This is a genomic window from Mesorhizobium sp. HAY1-8B (assembly GCF_056868045.1).
The window spans coordinates 3,936,499-3,954,893 of the sequence record NZ_CP200321.1; the positions used below are offsets into that span (position 1 = coordinate 3,936,499).

Sequence of the window (18,395 nt, forward strand, 5' to 3'; positions counted from 1 at the left end):
CCGATGCCCAATCTCATCGTCAACGGCGAATTGGTCCTCTATGGGCCGGTCGGCATTTCCGACTTCTGGGAAGATACTGGCTTTACCTCCATTCAGGTTATGAGCGCGCTCGCCGAGCTCGGCGGCGACGTCACCGTGCGCATCAACTCCGCCGGCGGCATCGCCTATGAAGGCGTGGCGATCTATCACCTGCTGAAGAACCATGACGGCAAGGTCACGATCGTGATCGACGCAATTGCCGCCTCCGCCGCCTCCGTCATCGCCATGGCCGGCGATGAGATCGTCATGCCGGAAGGCACCGTAATGATGATCCACAACCCGAGCGGCATCACCTTCGGCAACGCCGACGACCACCGCGAGACGGCCGACTTGCTCGAGCAGCTCGGCACGATCTGGGCTCAGGTCTATGTCAAGCGCACCGGTCTGCCGGAAGCCGAAATCGCGGCGATGATGAAGGCCGAAACCTGGCTTTCCGGCGAGGAGGCGGTTGCCAAAGGATTTGCGACAAGCACCGGCCAGAACGCCGCGGAGATCGACAAGGATCCGGTGATGAAGGCGGCCGATCCGACCTTCGATTTCTCGACCTATCACAAAGCTCCGGCGTCTCTGATGACGCTGTCCAAGAATCGGAAGGCATCAGGCCTTCCGATGGTGGCGGTGATGTCCGCCCCGCTCCCTCCAACGGCTCTAAAGGAGACCGAAATGAAGCCTGACCCGAATACGGCGGACACGACCACCTCCGTCACCATGACTGCCGAAAACACCGCGATCATGCAGCAGGCGACTGCCGCCGAGCGTGACCGCGTCAAGCAGATCAGCGCCACCTTCCGCGCCGCAAAGCTCACCGACCAGGCATTCCTGGATGATCTCATCAACAGCGGCAAGACGCTGATGGAAGCCAAGGCGGCGATCGTCGACAAGATCGCGACGATGAACACCGAAGCCGGCGCCAACCAGACCAATGCCGGTCCGGCGGTCGTCACGGCCGAGGCGAGCGACAAGTTCGTCCAGGGCGCCACCCTGGCTCTCGTCGACCGCGCCCGTCTCAAGGGCGGTGAGCGCAACGAATATTCTGGCCTGACGCTCGCCGAACTGGCCCGTATGTCGCTCGACGTCCGTGGACTGAAGAGCGGTGGCCTTGGCAAGCTTGCCATGGTCGGCGCCGCCTTCGTGCCGACGATGGCCGGGGGGATGCACACGACATCCGACTTCGGCAACATCCTCGCCAACATCGCCAACCGTTCGATGACGGCCGGCTATGAAGAGGCGGCCGAGACCTTCCAGGAGTGGACCCGTGCCGGCACGCTATCCGATTTCAAGGTGGCGAGCCGCGTCGGCATGGGCGTGTTCCCGTCGCTGCGCAAGGTGCCGGAAGGCGCCGAGTACAAGTACATCACCGTCGGCGACTTCGCCGAGCCGATCGTGCTGGCGACCTATGGCGAGTTGTTCGCCATCTCGCGCCAGGCGATCATCAACGACGACATGGACGCCTTCACCCGCATTCCGCAGATGATGGGTCGCGCCGCTATCCGCACCATCGGCGACCTGGTCTACGCGATCCTGACGGCCAATCCGAATATGTCGGACGGCACGGCTCTCTTCCATGCCAACCACAACAACCTGCTCACCGGCGCTGGCTCGGCGCTGGCGCTCGCAGGCCTGTCGGCGGCACGCGCCAAGATGCGCATGCAGAAGACCCGGGACGGCAAGGGCACGCTGAACATCACGCCAGCCTATATCCTGACCCCGGTCGCCCTCGGCGACACGGCGCGGCAGCTCATCGCCAGCCAGGTCGACCCGACCAAGACCAATGCCGTTCCGAACCCGGTTCAGAACATGGCAAAGGTCATCGACGAACCGCGCCTCGACGCCAACAGCACCGCGGCTTGGTATCTCGCGGCCAGCCCGTCATCCGCGTCCACCATCGAGGTCGCCTATCTCGATGGTCAGCAGTCGCCGACGCTGGAGCAGCAGGACGGCTGGTCGATCGACGGAACCGAGTTCAAGGTTCGCATCGACGCCGGCGTCGCGCCGAACGACTGGGTTGGCCTGCAAAAGAACGCCGGCGCGTAAGCGTAGTCATTCGCCCGACGCCGCGCGCTGCGCGGCGTCGGGAAGCTCACCCTGAACCCCTGAAAATCGGAGCACTTCCATGAAAAACTATGTACAGGACGGCCGCGTCCTTACCGTTCTCGCGCCGTATGACGTTCTCTCCGGCGGCGGAGCCCTTCTCGGTTCCATCTTCGGCGTGGCGCAGACCGACGCCAAAATCGGTGCCGCCGTGCCGCTTGCCGTCGAAGGCGTATTCGATCTGGCAAAAACAAGCGCCCTCGCAATCGCCGTCGGCGACAAGGTCTATTGGGATGACACCAACAAGGTCGTCAACAAGACCTCGTCGGGCAACTCGCTGATCGGATACGCAACGAGCGCCGCGGCCAATCCGAGCGCAACGGTGAACGTGCGTCTCAACCCCGGCAGCTTCTAGGCTCCGGCGAAAAGGAAGGACCGGCAGGTCATGGGCTTGTTTTCGGACCTGCCGGCAATCTTTACCGGTACCTTCAACGAAGACGACGTCATCGCCATCACGCCCGTTGGCGGAACCGCTCGCGACGTCTCCGGCAATGCGATCTTCCGTCGCGCCGGTGCGCTCGCCGCCGTCGACGAGATGGATTTCGCCACCACCAATCCGGAGCTGCATCTGCCGCAGGTCGGCAATGACGATGTCGACGAAGGCGCCGCCGTCTCGGTCCAGCACGGATTCTCCGCGCCTGTCGAATTGTACAAGGTCACCGCGCGCTATCCGGACGGGCGCGGCATGGTTCGCTTCACGCTGCATCTGAGACAGTCATGACGCATGTCACCAACCAGCTTTTGCATTGGTCGAAAAACGCCTTGACCGTCCAGGGCGGCACGCCGGTCACCATCCGCCGCGTCACGCCCTATCCAGACAGCTCGGCCGGCGCTCTCGATCTGTCCGTGGTCAGCGAGCAATCACAGGACCTGACGACGAAAGGTGTGCAGCAGCGCACGGTCCGCATCCGCGTTGTCGCCGCCGTGCGCGGTGATTCCGAAGCGGCGCAGGATCAGCTCGATAACCTTCGTGTCTTCGTCGAGACCAAATTCGCCGCTGATCCGAGCTTCGGTGGCCTGGTTCGGCAATATGAGTATCGGTCGACCGAGTTCGTCTTCTCCGGCAATGGCGACCAGCCCATGTGCGTCGCGGCCATGAGCTTCGACCTCACGCTGCTGACGCGCCGCGAAACCCCGCAAGCCGTCGCCTGATCATCTCGCCCTCACGCCCTTGGGCAAGGCTCCCCAAATGATAGGAGGCCACCATGGCCGATCTCTTTGCCGTAGCTGGCGCTTCATTCTTCATAGGCACCGTGGCCATGCCCCGCCCCGAATCCGACGTTACGGAGGGCGATTTCTCGGCCATCACCTGGACGGAAGTCGCTGACTGGATTCAGTGCGGATCATTTGGCGACACGCGCGCGCTGATCAGCACCGACGTGATCAATCGCAGCCGCACCGTCAAGCAGAAGGGCACGGCCAATGCCGGCCAGATGCAGAACAACTTCGCCATCAATTCCAGCGACGATGGGCAGTTGGCGCTGATTGCCGCCTCGAACGAGCCCAACAACTATCCCTTCAAGATCGAATGGGACGATGCGCCGGTAGCCAGGGCATTCCCGGCGACGATAACGGTTGCCACGCCGGGCGTGCTGACCAAGGTCGCGCATGGCTTGTCGGTCGGTGATGCGGTGAAGCTGTCGACCACCGGCTCGTTGCCGACTGGCCTGACCGCGGGCACGACCTACTACGTGAAGGCTATTCCCGACGCCGACACCTTCACCCTTGCCGCGACGCCGGGCGGTTCTGCGATAGCCACGACTGGCACGCAGTCCGGCACGCACACGGTGACGACACAGCCGGCCGGCACGGTGAACTATTTCATTGGCCTGGTCATGTCGGCGGAAAACGCCGGCGGCAACGCCAACACGGTGCGCGCGTTGAACTCGACGATCGAGATCAACTCGAACATCGTCACCGTCGCGCCGTCGGGCGAGTAAGATGATGGCGAAGGCTTCTCTGGGCGCCGGCAATGTCGAAATCGAGCTTGATGGGGAAACCGTCACGCTACGGCCGACATTGCGCGCTGCGCAGGCGATCTCGCGCCAGGCCGGTGGCCTGGTCGCGACGCTGAAGGGTCTTTCCGAGCTCGATATCGACGTCGTCGCCGGCGTCATCGCCGCCGGACTTGGCAAGAAGGCAGGCGAGGTCGAGGACGCCGTCTGGCGAACAGGCGTCATCAGCCTCATCCCAGGCGCCACCGCGTTCATCGGCATCCTGGCCAATGGTGGCCGACCGCCGGAAGCCGGAGGGTCGGGAAATGAAAACCCTCCGACCAAGACGGGCGACTGACGCCGGAGGCCTATTACGACGATCTGGCCAAGATCGCGATCGGCTGGCTGGGTTGGAGTGAAGAACAGGCGTTGGCGTCCGACGTCAACGCCATCCACGTCGGCTATGAGGGGCGTTGCGATATGCTGCGTTCCATCTTTGGCGGCGGCGAGGACGTGGCGCCGCCGCCCCTGCCAGTGATGAACAGCGGCGCATTCCGGGCAATGTTCGGCAACTAGGAATTCCCCTTGGATCAGACCCTGAAATACAACATCGTTGGCGATGCCAGTTCGCTTGTGCGCGCCTCACAGACGGCGAAGCAGGCTGGCGCCGCGTTGACGTCGCAACTGTCGTCCGGCTTCAACGAGACGACGGTGACGATTCAGAGATCTGTAGCGGCCGTGACTGCCATGCAGGCTCGTATCAACGAGATGGTCGGGATAGGATCTCGTGGCACCAAGGAATGGACCGGCGCGCTTGCGCAGCAAGGCCAGATACTCGACCAGCTTCGGTCCAAATACAACCCGCTCTACGCGGCGCAGCAGACCTATCTCGCGAACCTGAATGACATCAGGGCCGCCCATGCCGTCGGTGCAATCAGCGCGGACGAGATGTCGGCAGCAATTGTGCGCGAGAAGGCTGCTTTCGCCACGACTATCGTGAACATGAACAAGGTCGGTGGCGCGGCGAAGTTGACGTCCAACCAGATGCTGAACCTCTCGCGCCAAGGCAATGACGTTGTCACCATGTTTGCCTTGGGCGCGCCACCGATGCAGATTTTCGCATCTCAGGCAGGCCAGATCTATGATGCGCTCGAGCAGGGGCCTGGCGGCATCAAGGGGTCGCTGAAGGCGATAGGCGAAAGTCTCCTTGGGCTGATTACGAAGTTTCCGATCGCTACCGCCGCGATCGTCGCTGCTGGCGCGGCCTTCGTCGTCTACGAATCGATCGGTGGTAAAAAGATAGCGTCAATCGACGATGCGCTGACTGAGCATGCCAAGACGATCAAGGCCCTTCGCGAAGCTTATGGCATCGCAGGCGACGGCGCGGACGACTATGCCCGCCGGAGCGTCGCGGCCATAGAATCGGCGCAGCGGCGGGCAGAGGCGGCACTGAGGGAATTGGTCGCGGCTGCTGAGAAACAGGCGAAATCCGCGCTTTCGGATAGCGGCGGGTTCAGCGGATTTGGGCTACTTCAACAGCTCGGGCTGGTTGGCACCGGCGACTTGAACGCCGTCAAAACCAGATTTGCGGCGTTCGCGGAGCCCATCAACGCGCTCCGTGACCAGATCAGGGCCGGCAAGCCAGACTTCGACGCCTTCCAACAGGCCCTGGATGGCATTGCAGCGACGGATCCGGGTCGGCTGCGCCCGCTCGCCGATGAAATCCTAGCGCTCGTTGACAATGCAGCGAACGGTAGAGAGGCGCTCGATAATATGTCTGTGGCCCTGAACGGGCTCACACAATCACAGATCGATACCGCTCGTATCGTTTCCCAGATCAATGGCATCGAGCAGGCGGCGCAGGCGGCGCAAGGCGCGGTCGGCTCATTGAAGACGATGCTCGGCAACATGGATCAGATCGCAGCAGGCATCGATCCAACCGGAAACGCGATAGGAGGGAAAGGCTCGCTGGATCGGGCCCAAGGGAATTTCAATGACGCGCTGGAGATGTGGCGCCGGTTTGGCTATGACAACGACAGCAAAGTCGATCCGAACAAGCCCAAAAAGGCCAAGGTCGACCATTCGGCCGAGCGCGCTGCGAACGCGTACCGCGACGTTCTAAAATCAGCGCAGGATCGCATCGACCAGATGAAGGTCGAATTGCAGCTTACAGGCCAAGTGGGCGTCGCTGCCGACACTCTGCGCAACTATCAGGACTTGCTGTCCAAGGCCACTGATCACGGAAGAACGATCGGAGAGAAACAGAAGGCCGAGCTTAAGGATCGGGCCGAGCAGATGGCGGAACTCACCAAGAAGACGGCGGATGCCAAACTGCAGCAAGACCTTTTGTTCGATCGCGACCAGCTAGGCCGCTCCGATATTGATCAGCAGATCGCGGAGATGCAGCGGTCGGCTGGCTTGGCCGTCGATCTGGATTCGGCCAGTGCCGGCATGTTCCGCATCAATGAGCAGATCCGCACCACGCAGGACGCATGGAAGGGCTTTGGCGATGCGGCCGAGGACGCGCTTGGCAAACTGATCGACGGCACGGGCACGTGGAAAGATGCGCTGAAGGCGATGATCCCCGCGCTGGAAGACCTGATCATGCAGCTTCTGAAGGCTCAGTCGATCGGTATGGGTGGCAGCGGCGATTTCAGCCTCGGAGGTCTTCTATCCGGCGTCTTAGGCGGGGGCGGAAGTTCGAGTGTTTTCCCAGGCGGCGGTTCATTGAACAGCTTCGGCGGGCTCTACGCCAAAGGCGCGGCATTCGCCGGGGGCAATGTCATTCCTTTCGCTCGTGGCGGCGTCGTCAGTCAGCCGACCATGTTCCCGATGTCGGGCGGTCGCTCTGGACTGATGGGAGAGGCGGGCGACGAAGGAATTCTGCCGCTCCGCCGTACCAGTTCGGGTCATCTCGGAGTCATGGCCGGCGGCGCCGCGAATAACAATCAGCATGCGCCTGTCAGCGTGATGTTCGCCCCGGTCTTTCAAGGTGGCGACAGCGGATCGAACGAAGACAGCATTAAGCAGCTTCGCAAAATGTTCGATCAGGAATTTCTGCCGCGCACCGTAAAGGCCATCCGTGAGGCCAAGACCAGAGGCATGATATCGTAAATGGTCGCTTTCCCCGACGTCCCTTATGCCAAAGGCCAGCCGAAGCTGGTGCGCACCACGTCGGTGTCGCGCGCCGGCAAGCGCTTCATGGCTGCGATCGAGACGGTTGATCCATTCTGGCAAGTGGTGGTGGAAAGCGCCCCGCTGGATCGCGGTTTCATTCCCGGCATGCGCGCATTTATCGACGAGGCGAATAGCGGCCTGAAAACCGTCCTCTTTGCCCCGACCTATCTCGACGTGCCGCAGGCCTACCTTGCCGACCCGGGCAACGCCGCGCTGGCGGATGATGGCAACCTCGTCTCTGGCACCGGTGGCCTGACGCTCGTCGCCAATTCCGTCACCAACGGTCTCGACATTCGCCGCGGCGATCTCGTCAGCCTGGTCAAGGACGGCTACCGCTCAATGCATACGGTGATGGCGGGCGCGGTCGCGTCTTCGAACACAATCACGCTCGTCGTTGAGCCCTACATCCCGAGCTACATCACGGCTGGCGCCGTGGTGAAGTTCAAAAGCCTCGAACTCAACGTTCGCATGGAGCCCAACTCCGGCACGATGACCGATGATTATCTGCCGGTTGCCACCTTCACCTTGCAGGAGGTGCCAAAGTGACCTTCCCAACCCGCCTGCAAACGGTTCTTTCAGAGGGCAGGGCGGTCATCCGCTCTGGCATCAAGGTCGTGTGCACCACGGGCACCTATGGGTTCTGGAATGGCAAGGGCGATATCACGGTCGGCGGGCAGCTCTACTGGCCGAACGCGCTGATCAGCGTCTCCGAGCCGGTCTATGGCCTTGGCACCGCCGCCTCCACATTCACGGTGGAACTGATCGCCAAGCGCGATTCCGGCCTGACGCCCGACAAACTCGCCCTGATCGAAAGCGAGGGTTACAAGGATGCGCCGGTCACGGTGTTCGACTTCTATTTCGATCCCGATGACCGATCCTTCCTGCATGCCGAGGCTGGCGCCTACGGCTTCATCGACACGATCGACCATTCCCGTGACAATGGCGAAAGAAAGCTGATCGCCAATGTCCGCTCCGGCGCCATAGCCAACCATCGCGACGGCTACCGCACCGCCAGCCACGAAGACCAGCAGCTCGTTTCACCCGGCGATCAGTTCTTCCAGTACGCCTCGAAAGTGAAGCACGAGACCTTCGACATCAAGTTCGACTGAGGCAATCACCATCATGCTCCAGCTTACCCGGTTGCCCGACTGGGACCGCCGCCTTGCGCGCCTGGTCACTTCGATTTCCGCCACGCCCGGCGTGTGGGGGCAGTCCGACTGCCTGCTGACGGTGATGGACGTCGTAGCCGAGATCACCGGCTTCGATCCGGCCGCCGACATCAGGGGAAAGTACAAGACCGAAGCCGGCGCTGCGAGGATCCTGCGCAAGCGTGGCTTCGATGACGTCGAGATGGCGCTTGCCAGCCTGTTTGCGCCCGTGGGACGGCTGATGGCGCAGCGCGGCGATGCCGGCGTGGTCGACCAGGATGGCAGGCTTTGCGCCGGCTTCATGTGCGATCGGGGCTTCATTGCACGGACGGAGACCGGCGTGCTCATCCTGCCGCAGTCGGCCATCAAGACCGCGTTCAAGGTCGGCTAGACCGTGGGCTTTCTTGTCCCGCTCTTCACCACCGTCTTCAGCGCGGTGGGCCTTGGCGGTGTTGCCTCGTGGCTGGGCGGCTCGACCATCCTTGCCGGCCTGGCGCGCTTCGGCCTTGGGCTGGCCGCCAAATATGCGGTCGGCTCGCTGTTTGGCGGGGGGCAGAAGCCGCAGGCGCAGGCCTCGCAACTCGATACGACCTATGGCGAGGATCTGGCGCGGTCTGTCGGCATGGGCCGCTATGGCACCGCTGGGCAACTGGACTACCGCAATGCCTATGGTCCGGGAAATCGCCGCGTCCAGGATGTTCGGATCCTATCCAACTTCCTGATCACCGGAATCACCCGCGTTCGCTACAAGGGCGCGTGGGCACTGCTCGGTGGCGCGGAAGACCCAACGATGGGTTTCCGCGTCCAGGGCATCGACGGTGAAGTCTGGGTCAAGCTCTACAAGGGGACGATGACCCAGACGGCGGACGCCGGCCTGATTTCGCGCTCCAACCCGATCGGCCGCTGGACGACGGACCATCGCGGCGCCGGCATCGCCTACGCCGTTGTCACCAGCATCCTCGATCGCGAGCACCTGCAGCAGCCATGGGATGCGTTCTTCGAGGTCCAGGGCGCGCCGCTCTACGACTGGCGCAAGGATAGCTCTGTCGGCGGCTCCGGATCGCACCGGTGGAATGACCAGACGACATGGGAATTCACGGAAAACCCGATCCTGATGGCTTACGCGCTGGAGCGCGGCATCTTCAACGGCACGGAAATGATGGTCGGCAAGGGCGTCCCGGCGTCACGCCTGCCGCTCGACATGTGGACCTTGGCCGCGAACGTCAGCGACGAGACGGTCGGCGCGGGCAAGCGATACACGGCCGGTCTTATCGCGGCCGCCGGCTCCGGCGTCACGCACGATCAGAACCTGCAGCCCCTGCTCGAGGCGTCCGCTTCTACCTGGGTTGAGGACGCATCGGGCGAGTATCCGATCGCCGGCGCCGCGCAGTCGATCGTGATGACATTCACCGACGACGACATCATGGTCGACGAAACCTTCCGGTTCTCGACCAAGCGCACCAAGTCGGAACTGATCAACACGCTGGCCGGCACCTATATGGAGCCAGACAATTTCTTTGAGCAGACGCCTTTCGCGGTGCGCATCGATGCCTCCGCGCTGGCCGAGGATGGTGAGCGCCTGGCGGTGTCGGTGCCCTATGGCGCCGTCAATCGTTCAGATGTGGCCGACAGGCTCGCCGACATCGCCTTCAAGGCCAGCCGCTTTCAGGGCAATGCCGAAATCTGCATTCATCCGAAATTCCTCGCCGATGCCAAGGTCGGGCGCTGGGTGCAGTGGACTTCCGCCGAATACGGCACGTTCAAGTTCCAGATCCTGGAGAAGAGGCTGGGGCCGCTCGGCGACAAGGCGGCGCGGAACATCTATCTGACACTTCAGCAGGTCGACGACAGCATCTTCGACCCGACCGCCTATGTCACCGTGCCCGTTATCCCGGTGGCGCCCGGCGATCCTGATTACGCCACACAGGCGAGCAACTTCGTCGCCAACGGCATCCAGATACAGGTGCAAGGCTCGGATGAGCGCAAGACCGGTATCGGCTTTCGGTGGGATGCCTTCGACGACAACACCGTGTCGGCCATCGACGTCGAATACCGGCCGGAAGCGGTCGGCGTCACGGTCACGATCGCCAATCCCGCTGTCGTCACATGGCCGAACCACAATCTGTCGGCCAACGACCTTTTCTACCTCGCAACGACGGGTTTCCTTCCAACGGGGTTGACGCCCGACAGCCCGCTCTACGTCAAGACGGTGCTGACGCCAGGGACGTTCACGGCCTCGCTGGCGCCGGGCGGCGCGGCGATCGTCACCACGGGCGCGCAATCCGGCATCCATAGCGGCTATGTTTCCAGCATCGTCAAGCGCGCGGAAATGCCGGTGCAGGTGCTCACCGTCTCGGAAGGCGTGCTGCCGAACAAGACCTACGAGTATCGGCATCGCATCATCACCGATCCGCCGCGCACGACGTTTTTCACGGCGTGGGGTCAGGTGTCCACGCCGGGCGAGGTGATCGACGTTTCGGTCGGGCTGGCGCAGTTGCAGCAGGACGTGATCAGCTTCATGGCCAGCCTGTCAGGCATGCGGCAGGAGTTTAACGACAAGATCGCTCAACTCGCTGCCGCGTCCGTCGAGGCTGCCGGCCGGCAGGTGCAGGACAATGCGGTCGCGAGGCGTTTCCGCGATGCAAGCGCCGCGGCCTTCCTCGAGCTGAGCGCCAACATCGACAATATCAACGGCGAATTGTCGGCCCAGGCCGAAGCGCTTCTTGGTGTGCAGACGGCTGTCGGCGACGCCACGGCCGGTGGCCTTTTCAGGATCCGTGCCGAAGCCGGCGCAGGCGATGTGGTGTCGCGCCTGGTCGCCGAGGTTCGCGCAACGATCGGTGCCACCTGGGTTTCGTCGGGCTTCTACATGGAGGCCGGCTTCACCGGCGGCAACCCGGCATCCCCCTTCTCGAACTTCTTCATCTATGCCCAGAAGTTTGTTGTCACCGACGGCACGAGCAGCGGTTATCCGCTGACGTTCGAGGCCGGCACGCTCAAGGCGCAGATTGCCAATCTGGGCGACGTCACGGCCGCTTATATCCATAGCCCTGACAATGCGATGATCTCGGATTACAACAACAAGTTCCACTCGATCGCGGTGCCCTGATGCCAAGGCTCGGCTTCGGACTGATCGGCGGCACAACACCTGGCATGCGCATCGCCTTCGACAACGCGACGGATCTGGTCAATGAGCCGGCGTCCAGCGTTGGCAAATTTCAGTTTGATAGCCTGAATGGCACAAAGCTTAGCTATGTCTATGAGATCTACACGCAGACCTATGACAGCCGCTACACGACTGGTGGTTATCTGGGGGCCTTCTGGTATTTCAACAATCACGACCTGAACACGCCATCCACCAACAACGGATTGTCCACTTCCTGCGGTGCTATCGTGTATTGGCACAACAGCGGAAGCGGTTCGCAGGAGGTGTATCTCTTCTCCAATTGGTGGAGTTGGGGCTATCTGCCTGTCCTGGAGTGGCGTGAAATCGATCCAACCCTGGCGGCGAACACCTATAACGGTGCAACTGTCAATTATGCGCAGTTCAATGTCGGAAATGGCTTTGTCGAAAGCTATGCCGGATATGGCGGCAACGGCACAACACTGATCAACTCGAACCTCTACAGTGGGTCTCGGGAAGCGTACCAGATCAATCTGCGAACGAGCATCCCAAGCGCGAAGAACTGGAACTGGCTTGTATCGGTCTTTCAGCTTCCGGCGCGCGACGACGCCATGCCGGATTATTCGACCACTCCGGTCAGTGGACAACAGGTTCTCCGGCTCGACCCGACCGTGGCACGTTTGGCGTTGCCGGGACGCACCGTAACGGATGTGAACCCGAATAACTACGTTTTCCACGAGGGGAAAATCCCCGCCAAGATCATGGCGGCTGGCGACATCAACGTGTCGGCCAGCGGGACTGCAACGATCATGTGCCCGCTGCCGCTGACGTCGCGGACGTACATGGATTTCATGATAAGGCGGCAGGCCGACACTGAATTCTGGTCACCGCCTTATTTTGACAGCATCGCCTCGGACAAATCGCTTGCATTTACCTATGAGGTGAAGAGCGACAGGGTCGTTATTACCAACCTCAAGGCAACTGCAGTCACCTTACGCTACATCATCTTCGCAAACAGCGAGGAGGCGCCGACCAGTGGAGGCAAGAAGGTCTTCCTCAAAGGCAATGACGGAACGCGCGACTATATCCAGATCAAGCGTCCTGGATCATCGGACCTCAGCCCCAATCTGAACGATATCATGGTCGACACGCGATTGGCTTATCTGCCAATCCTCGCGCAGGGGTTTCTGTCCTGGACCTCCGATTTCCCTACGGTCATTTCGGGAAGCGACCGCTTCAGGGGTGAGCGGATGGCGACGGTGAGCGCCAACAATTCGTCGCCAGCGCTAAAACTGTTCGTCAAAAATATCGTTGTCTTCAAGAGCAATTGCTATCCGAAGACGACCAGCAACGGGTACCATCGCGTCTTCACAAACAGTGGCGGCACTTGGACGGGCAGGGCTAGTCAGGATAGCTCTTGGGCAAACATCCGCGCCGACGAAAGCGCCGTGGACTTTTATATGTCCGGCGCCAACCCACGCTTCATCGACGGTAGCGGCGTCTACTACATGAAAGAATGGCCGAGCACGAGCGACAGCACGGCGCTTGGCCTTCGCTACTACATCTTCGGCATCCCCCAGAGCCTCTAGGGATCAATCATGACATCGATATACAACACCGGCACCGTCACGGTGACGAACGGCAGTGCCGCGGTTGTCGGCACCGGCACAGGGTGGGCTGTCTCCCTGGTCACGGGCGGCACGCTCAACATCGAGGCGCCTGGCAATCCCATGCCGATCGCAGCGGTGACCGACGACACGCACCTGACCGGGGCGGTGAAATGGACCGGGGCGAGCGGGACGTACTCCTACGCGATCGTCCGCGAGGATTCCGACGCCGCCAATGTCGTCGACCTCTATGACAAGCTGACGCGCGTTCTCATCACGCTGTCGCTGGCCGGCATTCATCCGAATAATTCGGGCTCGTTGGCAAAGCGTGATGCGCTGACGCTGACGGCCGATGACGACAATTATCTGTTCCTGCGCGCCGAGCTTGGCGTCGCCTTTGCCTTCTACCGGTGGACGGGAACTGCCTGGGAAGGTCCATTTAATGCTACTGGGCCGCAGGGCGTGCCTGGTCTGGGCATCGGTGGCTTCGGCCTTCCCACTGGTGGCGCAATTGGGCAGATTCCGAAGAAGGCCAGCCTTACGGACGGCGATGTCCAGTGGGCGAACGTCCGGGAGGTTCTTACGGCTGACAGGACCTATTATGTGGGTTTCAGCCTTGGTATTGCGACGGTGACGATAGCGTCACCTGGTGTGGTGACGAAGAACGGCCACGGCCTTATTGCTGGAAGCCGGGTTTCATTCTCCATCCAGCCAAACACAAAGACGGCGACCATATCTGTCGCATCGCCGGCAGTTGTCACGATGGCAAATACCTTTGTATCCGGCCAGCCCATTGTGTTTGCGTCGACTGGTCGATTGCCAAAGGGTGTGACGGCAGGGACGACCTATTACGTTTTGCCGACCGGCCTGTCAGGCGCAAGCTTTCAGTTCGCTTCAACGGTGGGCGGCGCGGCGATCAATACCAGCAATCCTGTGGTAACCATCTCCAATGCATCGCCTGGCGTCATCGCTGAGGCCGGCCATGGCAGGGCAGTCGGCGACGTCATACAGTTTGCAACCACTGGAGCCTTGCCGACCGGCTTGGCGACCGGCACGAACTATTTCGTCAAGACAGTGCTCGATGCGAATTCATACACGGTGGCAGCAAGGCCAGAAGACGCCGCAATCAACACGACTTCGGCAGGCTCAGGTACGAACACTGTCGTGCAGTTTGGGACGCACTACCTTTCGGAAGCCGGCGCTTTGCCGACTGGGATTACAGAAGGCGTGGAATACTATGTTATCGCCAGCGGCTTGACTGCAAACGCCTTCCAGTTTTCGACGACGCTTGGCGGAGCCGCGATTAATACGTCTGGATCCACTTCGGGCAAAATCCTCATCAGAACAGGATCGGACAGCAATGATGGGCTCACCTACTCCGCAGCTGGTTCGCTACTGACGCTGCAGGCCGCGGTTAATAAAGCTGCCTCTATCGATCTTGGTATCTGGAACTGTATCATCTCGGTTGACCAGGGTGTCTATGCTGGCGCATTCGCAAGAAATACCGTGGGTACCGGAACAGTTTATATTCGCGGCAAGATGCTCGATCTATTCTCGACTATTATCAATATGACTACAGGCGGCCAAGTCGTCGACGGCTGCTTTAATGGATACGACGGATTCCAGGGCAGCTATAAGTGCGAATATTTGACGATGCGGCCGAGTGGTTCGGGTAGTGGCATATATGCGAACAACGGGACGGTGTATTTCGGCAATATCAATTTCAAGAGCGGAGGCTCGGTCTTAATCAACACAGGCGTCGGGGGCTTCATACAGGCAACCGAAAACTACATGGTTTCAGGCGGCTCTGTCTCAGCGCACATGGCCTCTTATGACGGTGGGCAGATACGAGTGCAGGGTCGTACTATAACGCTACTCGATGCGCCCTCATCGACGTTCGCTATCGTTGGTCGAGTGGGCACCATCTTGGCGAATGGCAATACCTTTGCGGGGATTGGCAAAGGCTCACGGTATAACGCCGGTCTAAATGGCGTTCTCTACACCGGCAGCGGGAGCCCGTACTATTTTCCAGGAAGCACAGCCGGCGCGACCGTAACGGGGGCACAATACTCATGATCGACAATTCTCTGAATTTCCCCACCGACTGGTACTGGTTCGTTGGTGGCGACAAGTCGCGGTACTATTCTAGCCGGTTGGCGACCTACGTCGATGCCGCCGATCTGCCCGAGAACGCGGGTGTTGGCCCAGCGTTCGACGAGGAAGACCTTTGGAATATCCTGCGAGAGCGCTGCCCCGACGCCTTACCAGAGGACAGGAAGCCTCCGCGACTGATTGCGAAGCGTCTGATCGTTGACCGACTGCAGGCTGCCGGCTTGCTTGGGGCCGCAAAAGCGGCAATCGACGCGGCTGATCTCTACACTCAGGAACGGTGGAACACGCGAACGGAGATCTTCGCAAACGACCCGACAGCCTTGGCCATGTTGTCACTTATCCACGGCGATCCTGACGTGATCTTGGCCCCCTGAAACTACCATGGGAGCGGACCTAGTAGTGCTTCGCAGTCTATGACGGAACGCAAGCGCTGGTCGTTCTATCAAAAGGTAACTGGCAAGCGCGGCCAATGTCGCTGCGACAGGAACGAACGGCCAGCGGTCGATTCCAAAAGTATCGGCAACAAAGATCATGGGGAAGTGGCTGAGAAATAGCCCATAACTCAGATCGCCAGCGAGCCTATCGAGCCTCGTAGTGGGGAAGCGGCGAAGCAGCGTCACAGCACCGATCCCGATCATTGCACCAAGCGAAACCTCGAAGTCGTAGGGCAAGCGATAGAGCCGGTCGGAGAGAAGAGTGGTCGCAAACGCAACCATGGCCAGTGCAAATACGATCTGAACATAGCGCCCATTGATCTTTTCCGGCGTGGCCATGGCGGCGCCGGCCAGGAAGAAAATCAGCGTGCCTGGCAGAAGGCGATAGCCGCCATAGTCTGTGTTGATCAGACCGAGGAAGGCGATGGTTGCAACCATCGCGGATGCGGCGAAGATCGCATCTTGCAATAGGCGCCGAGCCTGCCAGATGAATGGGAAGGCCAGATAGAAGGTCAATTCGAGACCGAGGCTCCAAGCCGGTGGATCATAGAGCGCGCCCGGAAACAGCCTCCAAAGATTGGTGGGAATAATCACTAAATTGGCCACCATCTGCCACGTAGTGACTTCGCTCAGCCCCACTACGTCGAACTGCGTCGCAAAGATCATCACGGCAAACACATAAAATAGATAGTGCGGGAAAATCCGAAATGCTCTATCGGCGTAAAATGCAGGGATTTGCTCTTTAAGCGGATAGTGTTTTCGAATGAGCAACGCCATCACGTAGCCGCTCATAATGAAGAATGAAATCACGGCAGTAACCCCAATGTTCTTGCCGAGAACGGGGCCGAAAGTGTGACTGTAAAGCACGCAAAATGCCAAGAATAAGCGGTATGTTCCCATCCGATGCTTAGATCACGACATCAGGATTATCACAATTAGGCCAGAACAGGCCCAGATTTGGACAAGACCCAGAATTTCTTCCTAATTTGGCTTGCGCAGCGCATTCAGCACCATATCGGCATCGTTCGCGTCGCCGCTGAACACGACCTCCCACAGGCCATCGACCAGCCTGACGTGCCCGCCATCATAGGTGTGGATGTGACCTGCCTTGGCCGCGACCTCGTCGCGTAGACCGGGGCGCAGTTCACCCCACGGCTTCGGCAGCTTTACCCAGTCTCGTTTCATCGGCTCGCGCCTCCGGCGCCGACCATAGCCAAATCATCACTGGAAAGGAAACATCATGGCAGCGTCCCGTGAAAAGGAATCGCTTGCCCGCGTGCTTGCGCATGAGGGCGGCTACAGCAACCATCCCAAGGATCCTGGCGGCGCCACCATGAAGGGCGTCACCCAGCGCGTCTATGACGGCTATCGCAAGGGCAGGGGCCTCGCCGTGCGGTCGGTCAAGGAGATCACCGATGCCGAGCTGTATGAAATCTATGACAGGCAGTATTGGGATGCCGTGAAGGGCGATCTGCTGCCCGCCGGCGTCGACTACGTCGTGTTCGATGGCGCGGTGAACTCTGGCCCCGGTCGCTCGATCATGTGGCTTCAGCAGGCGCTCGTCCCGCTGTACAAGGGCCCGATCGATGGTGTCATCGGCGTCGGTACGCTGGCTGCGCTCGATGGTGTCAACAGCCTGGGCGAGCTCATCGAGCGTATCTGCGCTATCCGGATGAAGTTCCTGCGCGCGCTGAAGACCTTCCCGACCTTCGGCAAGGGCTGGTCTGCACGCGTTGACGAAGTCCGCAGGATCGGCAAGGCTTGGGCGAGCGGCGCGGCACCTCGGGCCGCCAACTTCGTTGATGGCGGCCAGGCAAAGGCGTTGGTCGAGGACGTGACCCCGGCGCCGTCGACAGCGCCGGCCGACGCGGCGATCGGCGCCGGCATCGGCAGCGGCGGCATTGCCGGCACGCTAAAGGATCTTCAGAACCAGCTTTCGCCGATGTCCTACGGCAGTGAGCTCATCATGAAGGTGGTCATGGTCCTGGCTGTCGCCAGTGCCGTGCTGCTGCTCGGCGGTGCCGGCTATCGCTACTACGCCAATCGCAAGGCCAAGCGCCTGGCGGCTGCGCTCGGAGGGGTGCCGGCATGAGCGAGGTCAAGACCGAGCCGGTCAAGGCGTCTTTCCTCACCAAGGGAGAGTTCTGGAGCCCGGATTACGAAGCACTGACAGCCGGCTCGATATACCGGGCTTCCCTTGTCGAGCCGCAGGAAAAGCCGGAGGAGGGCGAGCGCTGGTACTATGCCTGTCCGTGCGGTTGCGGTGACGCCGGCGCGTTGCTTGTTGGCACCGAGAGGAAGCCAACGAAAAGGCCATCGTGGCTGTGGAATGGATCGACCGACGCGCCGACACTCACACCATCAGTGCACTATGTCGGGCACTGGCATGGTTTTCTGACTGACGGCGTATGGGTGTCGTGCTGATGTCGGCTCTCATCACCATTGTCGCCGGCTTCGTCGGCGTTCCGCGACCTATCGCTGCCGTCGTCGCCTGGATCGCAATCGCGATGGCCGTATCGGGCGCGGTGTTCGGCGGCTACGAACTCATCAAGCATAAGGGCGCTGACGAGGTCCGCGCCAAGATCGAGAAGGGAAATCAGGATGCGATACGCAAGGGTATCGACGCTCGCATGTCTCTTGACGAGTGCATTGACGCTGGCGGGGTGTACGACTTCGGACGTCAGCGGTGTGGCGCCGCTACGCTCGGCCCTCGGTAACAGCCTTCCCGG

General features: G+C 60.9%; 20 protein-coding genes. 18 read left to right on the top strand and 2 right to left on the bottom strand.

The features are described 5' to 3' along the window. The first annotated feature begins 3 nt into the window (after positions 1–3). The 15 genes from AC1VON_RS18515 (at position 4) to AC1VON_RS18585 (ending at position 15,606) form a co-directional block, all read left to right on the top strand. A complete protein-coding gene (locus AC1VON_RS18515) occupies positions 4–2,073 on the top strand; it encodes a ClpP-like prohead protease/major capsid protein fusion protein (RefSeq protein WP_483124450.1) in 2,070 nt (689 codons plus the stop codon). 79 nt (positions 2,074–2,152) lie between these two features. Continuing rightward, positions 2,153–2,485: a DUF2190 family protein gene (locus tag AC1VON_RS18520; protein WP_483124451.1), complete on the top strand. Its 333-nt coding sequence runs from the start codon at positions 2,153–2,155 to the stop codon at positions 2,483–2,485. Positions 2,486–2,515: 30 nt separating this feature from the next. After that, positions 2,516–2,851: a head-tail joining protein gene (locus AC1VON_RS18525; RefSeq protein ID WP_483124452.1), complete on the top strand. Its 336-nt coding sequence runs from the start codon at positions 2,516–2,518 to the stop codon at positions 2,849–2,851. Continuing rightward, positions 2,848–3,282 carry a hypothetical protein gene (locus AC1VON_RS18530; RefSeq protein ID WP_483124453.1) on the top strand — a complete coding sequence of 145 codons (435 nt, stop codon included), beginning with the start codon at positions 2,848–2,850 and terminating at the stop codon, positions 3,280–3,282. Before AC1VON_RS18525 ends, AC1VON_RS18530 begins: the two co-directional genes overlap by 4 nt. A gap of 53 nt (positions 3,283–3,335) precedes the next feature. Next, positions 3,336–4,070, top strand: coding sequence for a hypothetical protein (locus AC1VON_RS18535; protein ID WP_483124454.1), 735 nt, complete (start codon positions 3,336–3,338; stop codon positions 4,068–4,070). A 4-nt stretch (positions 4,071–4,074) separates the two neighbouring features. Beyond that, positions 4,075–4,422: a hypothetical protein gene (locus tag AC1VON_RS18540; protein ID WP_483124455.1), complete on the top strand. Its 348-nt coding sequence runs from the start codon at positions 4,075–4,077 to the stop codon at positions 4,420–4,422. 71 nt (positions 4,423–4,493) lie between these two features. Beyond that, entirely contained in the window at positions 4,494–4,640 is a 147-nt protein-coding gene (locus tag AC1VON_RS18545) for a hypothetical protein (RefSeq protein WP_483124456.1), read from the top strand. A gap of 9 nt (positions 4,641–4,649) precedes the next feature. Beyond that, the gene (locus AC1VON_RS18550) at positions 4,650–7,178 is read left to right on the top strand and encodes a phage tail length tape measure family protein (RefSeq protein ID WP_483124457.1); all 2,529 of its coding nucleotides are present in this window, start codon (positions 4,650–4,652) and stop codon (positions 7,176–7,178) included. After that, positions 7,179–7,787, top strand: coding sequence for a hypothetical protein (locus tag AC1VON_RS18555; protein WP_483124458.1), 609 nt, complete (start codon positions 7,179–7,181; stop codon positions 7,785–7,787). Beyond that, positions 7,784–8,350: a hypothetical protein gene (locus AC1VON_RS18560; protein WP_483124459.1), complete on the top strand. Its 567-nt coding sequence runs from the start codon at positions 7,784–7,786 to the stop codon at positions 8,348–8,350. Before AC1VON_RS18555 ends, AC1VON_RS18560 begins: the two co-directional genes overlap by 4 nt. A 13-nt stretch (positions 8,351–8,363) precedes the next feature. Next, positions 8,364–8,780 (top strand): DUF6950 family protein, encoded by a 417-nt coding sequence (locus AC1VON_RS18565; RefSeq protein ID WP_483124460.1) that lies wholly within the window; start codon positions 8,364–8,366, stop codon positions 8,778–8,780. A 3-nt stretch (positions 8,781–8,783) separates the two neighbouring features. Then, a complete protein-coding gene (locus AC1VON_RS18570; protein ID WP_483124461.1) occupies positions 8,784–11,498 on the top strand; it encodes a hypothetical protein in 2,715 nt (904 codons plus the stop codon). Next, complete coding sequence (locus AC1VON_RS18575; RefSeq protein WP_483124462.1) at positions 11,498–13,102, top strand: hypothetical protein; 1,605 nt, start codon at positions 11,498–11,500, stop codon at positions 13,100–13,102. Before AC1VON_RS18570 ends, AC1VON_RS18575 begins: the two co-directional genes overlap by 1 nt. A gap of 9 nt (positions 13,103–13,111) precedes the next feature. Continuing rightward, a complete protein-coding gene (locus AC1VON_RS18580) occupies positions 13,112–15,196 on the top strand; it encodes a hypothetical protein (RefSeq protein ID WP_483124463.1) in 2,085 nt (694 codons plus the stop codon). Further along, positions 15,193–15,606 carry a hypothetical protein gene (locus AC1VON_RS18585; RefSeq protein ID WP_483124464.1) on the top strand — a complete coding sequence of 138 codons (414 nt, stop codon included), beginning with the start codon at positions 15,193–15,195 and terminating at the stop codon, positions 15,604–15,606. Before AC1VON_RS18580 ends, AC1VON_RS18585 begins: the two co-directional genes overlap by 4 nt. Here the strand turns inward: AC1VON_RS18585 and AC1VON_RS18590 are convergent. After that, positions 15,565–16,566 carry an acyltransferase family protein gene (locus AC1VON_RS18590; protein WP_483124465.1) on the bottom strand — a complete coding sequence of 334 codons (1,002 nt, stop codon included), beginning with the start codon at positions 16,564–16,566 and terminating at the stop codon, positions 15,565–15,567. The genes AC1VON_RS18585 and AC1VON_RS18590 overlap by 42 nt on opposite strands. Positions 16,567–16,647: 81 nt before the next feature. After that, a complete protein-coding gene (locus tag AC1VON_RS18595) occupies positions 16,648–16,851 on the bottom strand; it encodes a hypothetical protein (protein ID WP_483124466.1) in 204 nt (67 codons plus the stop codon). Positions 16,852–16,906: 55 nt separating this feature from the next. On the opposite strand from AC1VON_RS18595, the gene AC1VON_RS18600 reads away from it, so the two are divergent. Genes AC1VON_RS18600 through AC1VON_RS18610 form a run of 3 tightly spaced genes read left to right on the top strand, consistent with a single transcriptional unit; the run spans position 16,907 to position 18,383 of the window. Continuing rightward, positions 16,907–17,758: a glycoside hydrolase family 108 protein gene (locus tag AC1VON_RS18600; RefSeq protein ID WP_483124467.1), complete on the top strand. Its 852-nt coding sequence runs from the start codon at positions 16,907–16,909 to the stop codon at positions 17,756–17,758. After that, entirely contained in the window at positions 17,755–18,090 is a 336-nt protein-coding gene (locus tag AC1VON_RS18605) for a ubiquitination-like system serine protease family protein (RefSeq protein ID WP_483124469.1), read from the top strand. The genes AC1VON_RS18600 and AC1VON_RS18605 overlap by 4 nt, the downstream gene beginning before the upstream one ends. After that, a complete protein-coding gene (locus tag AC1VON_RS18610; protein WP_483124470.1) occupies positions 18,090–18,383 on the top strand; it encodes a hypothetical protein in 294 nt (97 codons plus the stop codon). The genes AC1VON_RS18605 and AC1VON_RS18610 overlap by 1 nt, the downstream gene beginning before the upstream one ends. Positions 18,384–18,395: the final 12 nt, after the last annotated feature.

What these genes read in the sequence shown, in the direction of transcription:
- AC1VON_RS18520 (WP_483124451.1), top strand. Translation starts at nt 2,153, where the DNA reads ATGAAAAACTATGTACAGGACGGCCGCGTCCTTACCGTTCTCGCGCCG.
- AC1VON_RS18600 (WP_483124467.1), top strand. Translation starts at nt 16,907, where the DNA reads ATGGCAGCGTCCCGTGAAAAGGAATCGCTTGCCCGCGTGCTTGCGCAT.
- AC1VON_RS18515 (WP_483124450.1), top strand. Translation starts at nt 4, where the DNA reads ATGCCCAATCTCATCGTCAACGGCGAATTGGTCCTCTATGGGCCGGTC.
- AC1VON_RS18585 (WP_483124464.1), top strand. Translation starts at nt 15,193, where the DNA reads ATGATCGACAATTCTCTGAATTTCCCCACCGACTGGTACTGGTTCGTT.
- AC1VON_RS18530 (WP_483124453.1), top strand. Translation starts at nt 2,848, where the DNA reads ATGACGCATGTCACCAACCAGCTTTTGCATTGGTCGAAAAACGCCTTG.
- AC1VON_RS18535 (WP_483124454.1), top strand. Translation starts at nt 3,336, where the DNA reads ATGGCCGATCTCTTTGCCGTAGCTGGCGCTTCATTCTTCATAGGCACC.
- AC1VON_RS18575 (WP_483124462.1), top strand. Translation starts at nt 11,498, where the DNA reads ATGCCAAGGCTCGGCTTCGGACTGATCGGCGGCACAACACCTGGCATG.
- AC1VON_RS18610 (WP_483124470.1), top strand. Translation starts at nt 18,090, where the DNA reads ATGTCGGCTCTCATCACCATTGTCGCCGGCTTCGTCGGCGTTCCGCGA.
- AC1VON_RS18540 (WP_483124455.1), top strand. Translation starts at nt 4,075, where the DNA reads ATGGCGAAGGCTTCTCTGGGCGCCGGCAATGTCGAAATCGAGCTTGAT.
- AC1VON_RS18590 (WP_483124465.1), bottom strand. Translation starts at nt 16,566, where the DNA reads ATGGGAACATACCGCTTATTCTTGGCATTTTGCGTGCTTTACAGTCAC.
- AC1VON_RS18525 (WP_483124452.1), top strand. Translation starts at nt 2,516, where the DNA reads ATGGGCTTGTTTTCGGACCTGCCGGCAATCTTTACCGGTACCTTCAAC.
- AC1VON_RS18565 (WP_483124460.1), top strand. Translation starts at nt 8,364, where the DNA reads ATGCTCCAGCTTACCCGGTTGCCCGACTGGGACCGCCGCCTTGCGCGC.
- AC1VON_RS18595 (WP_483124466.1), bottom strand. Translation starts at nt 16,851, where the DNA reads ATGAAACGAGACTGGGTAAAGCTGCCGAAGCCGTGGGGTGAACTGCGC.
- AC1VON_RS18555 (WP_483124458.1), top strand. Translation starts at nt 7,179, where the DNA reads ATGGTCGCTTTCCCCGACGTCCCTTATGCCAAAGGCCAGCCGAAGCTG.
- AC1VON_RS18605 (WP_483124469.1), top strand. Translation starts at nt 17,755, where the DNA reads ATGAGCGAGGTCAAGACCGAGCCGGTCAAGGCGTCTTTCCTCACCAAG.
- AC1VON_RS18580 (WP_483124463.1), top strand. Translation starts at nt 13,112, where the DNA reads ATGACATCGATATACAACACCGGCACCGTCACGGTGACGAACGGCAGT.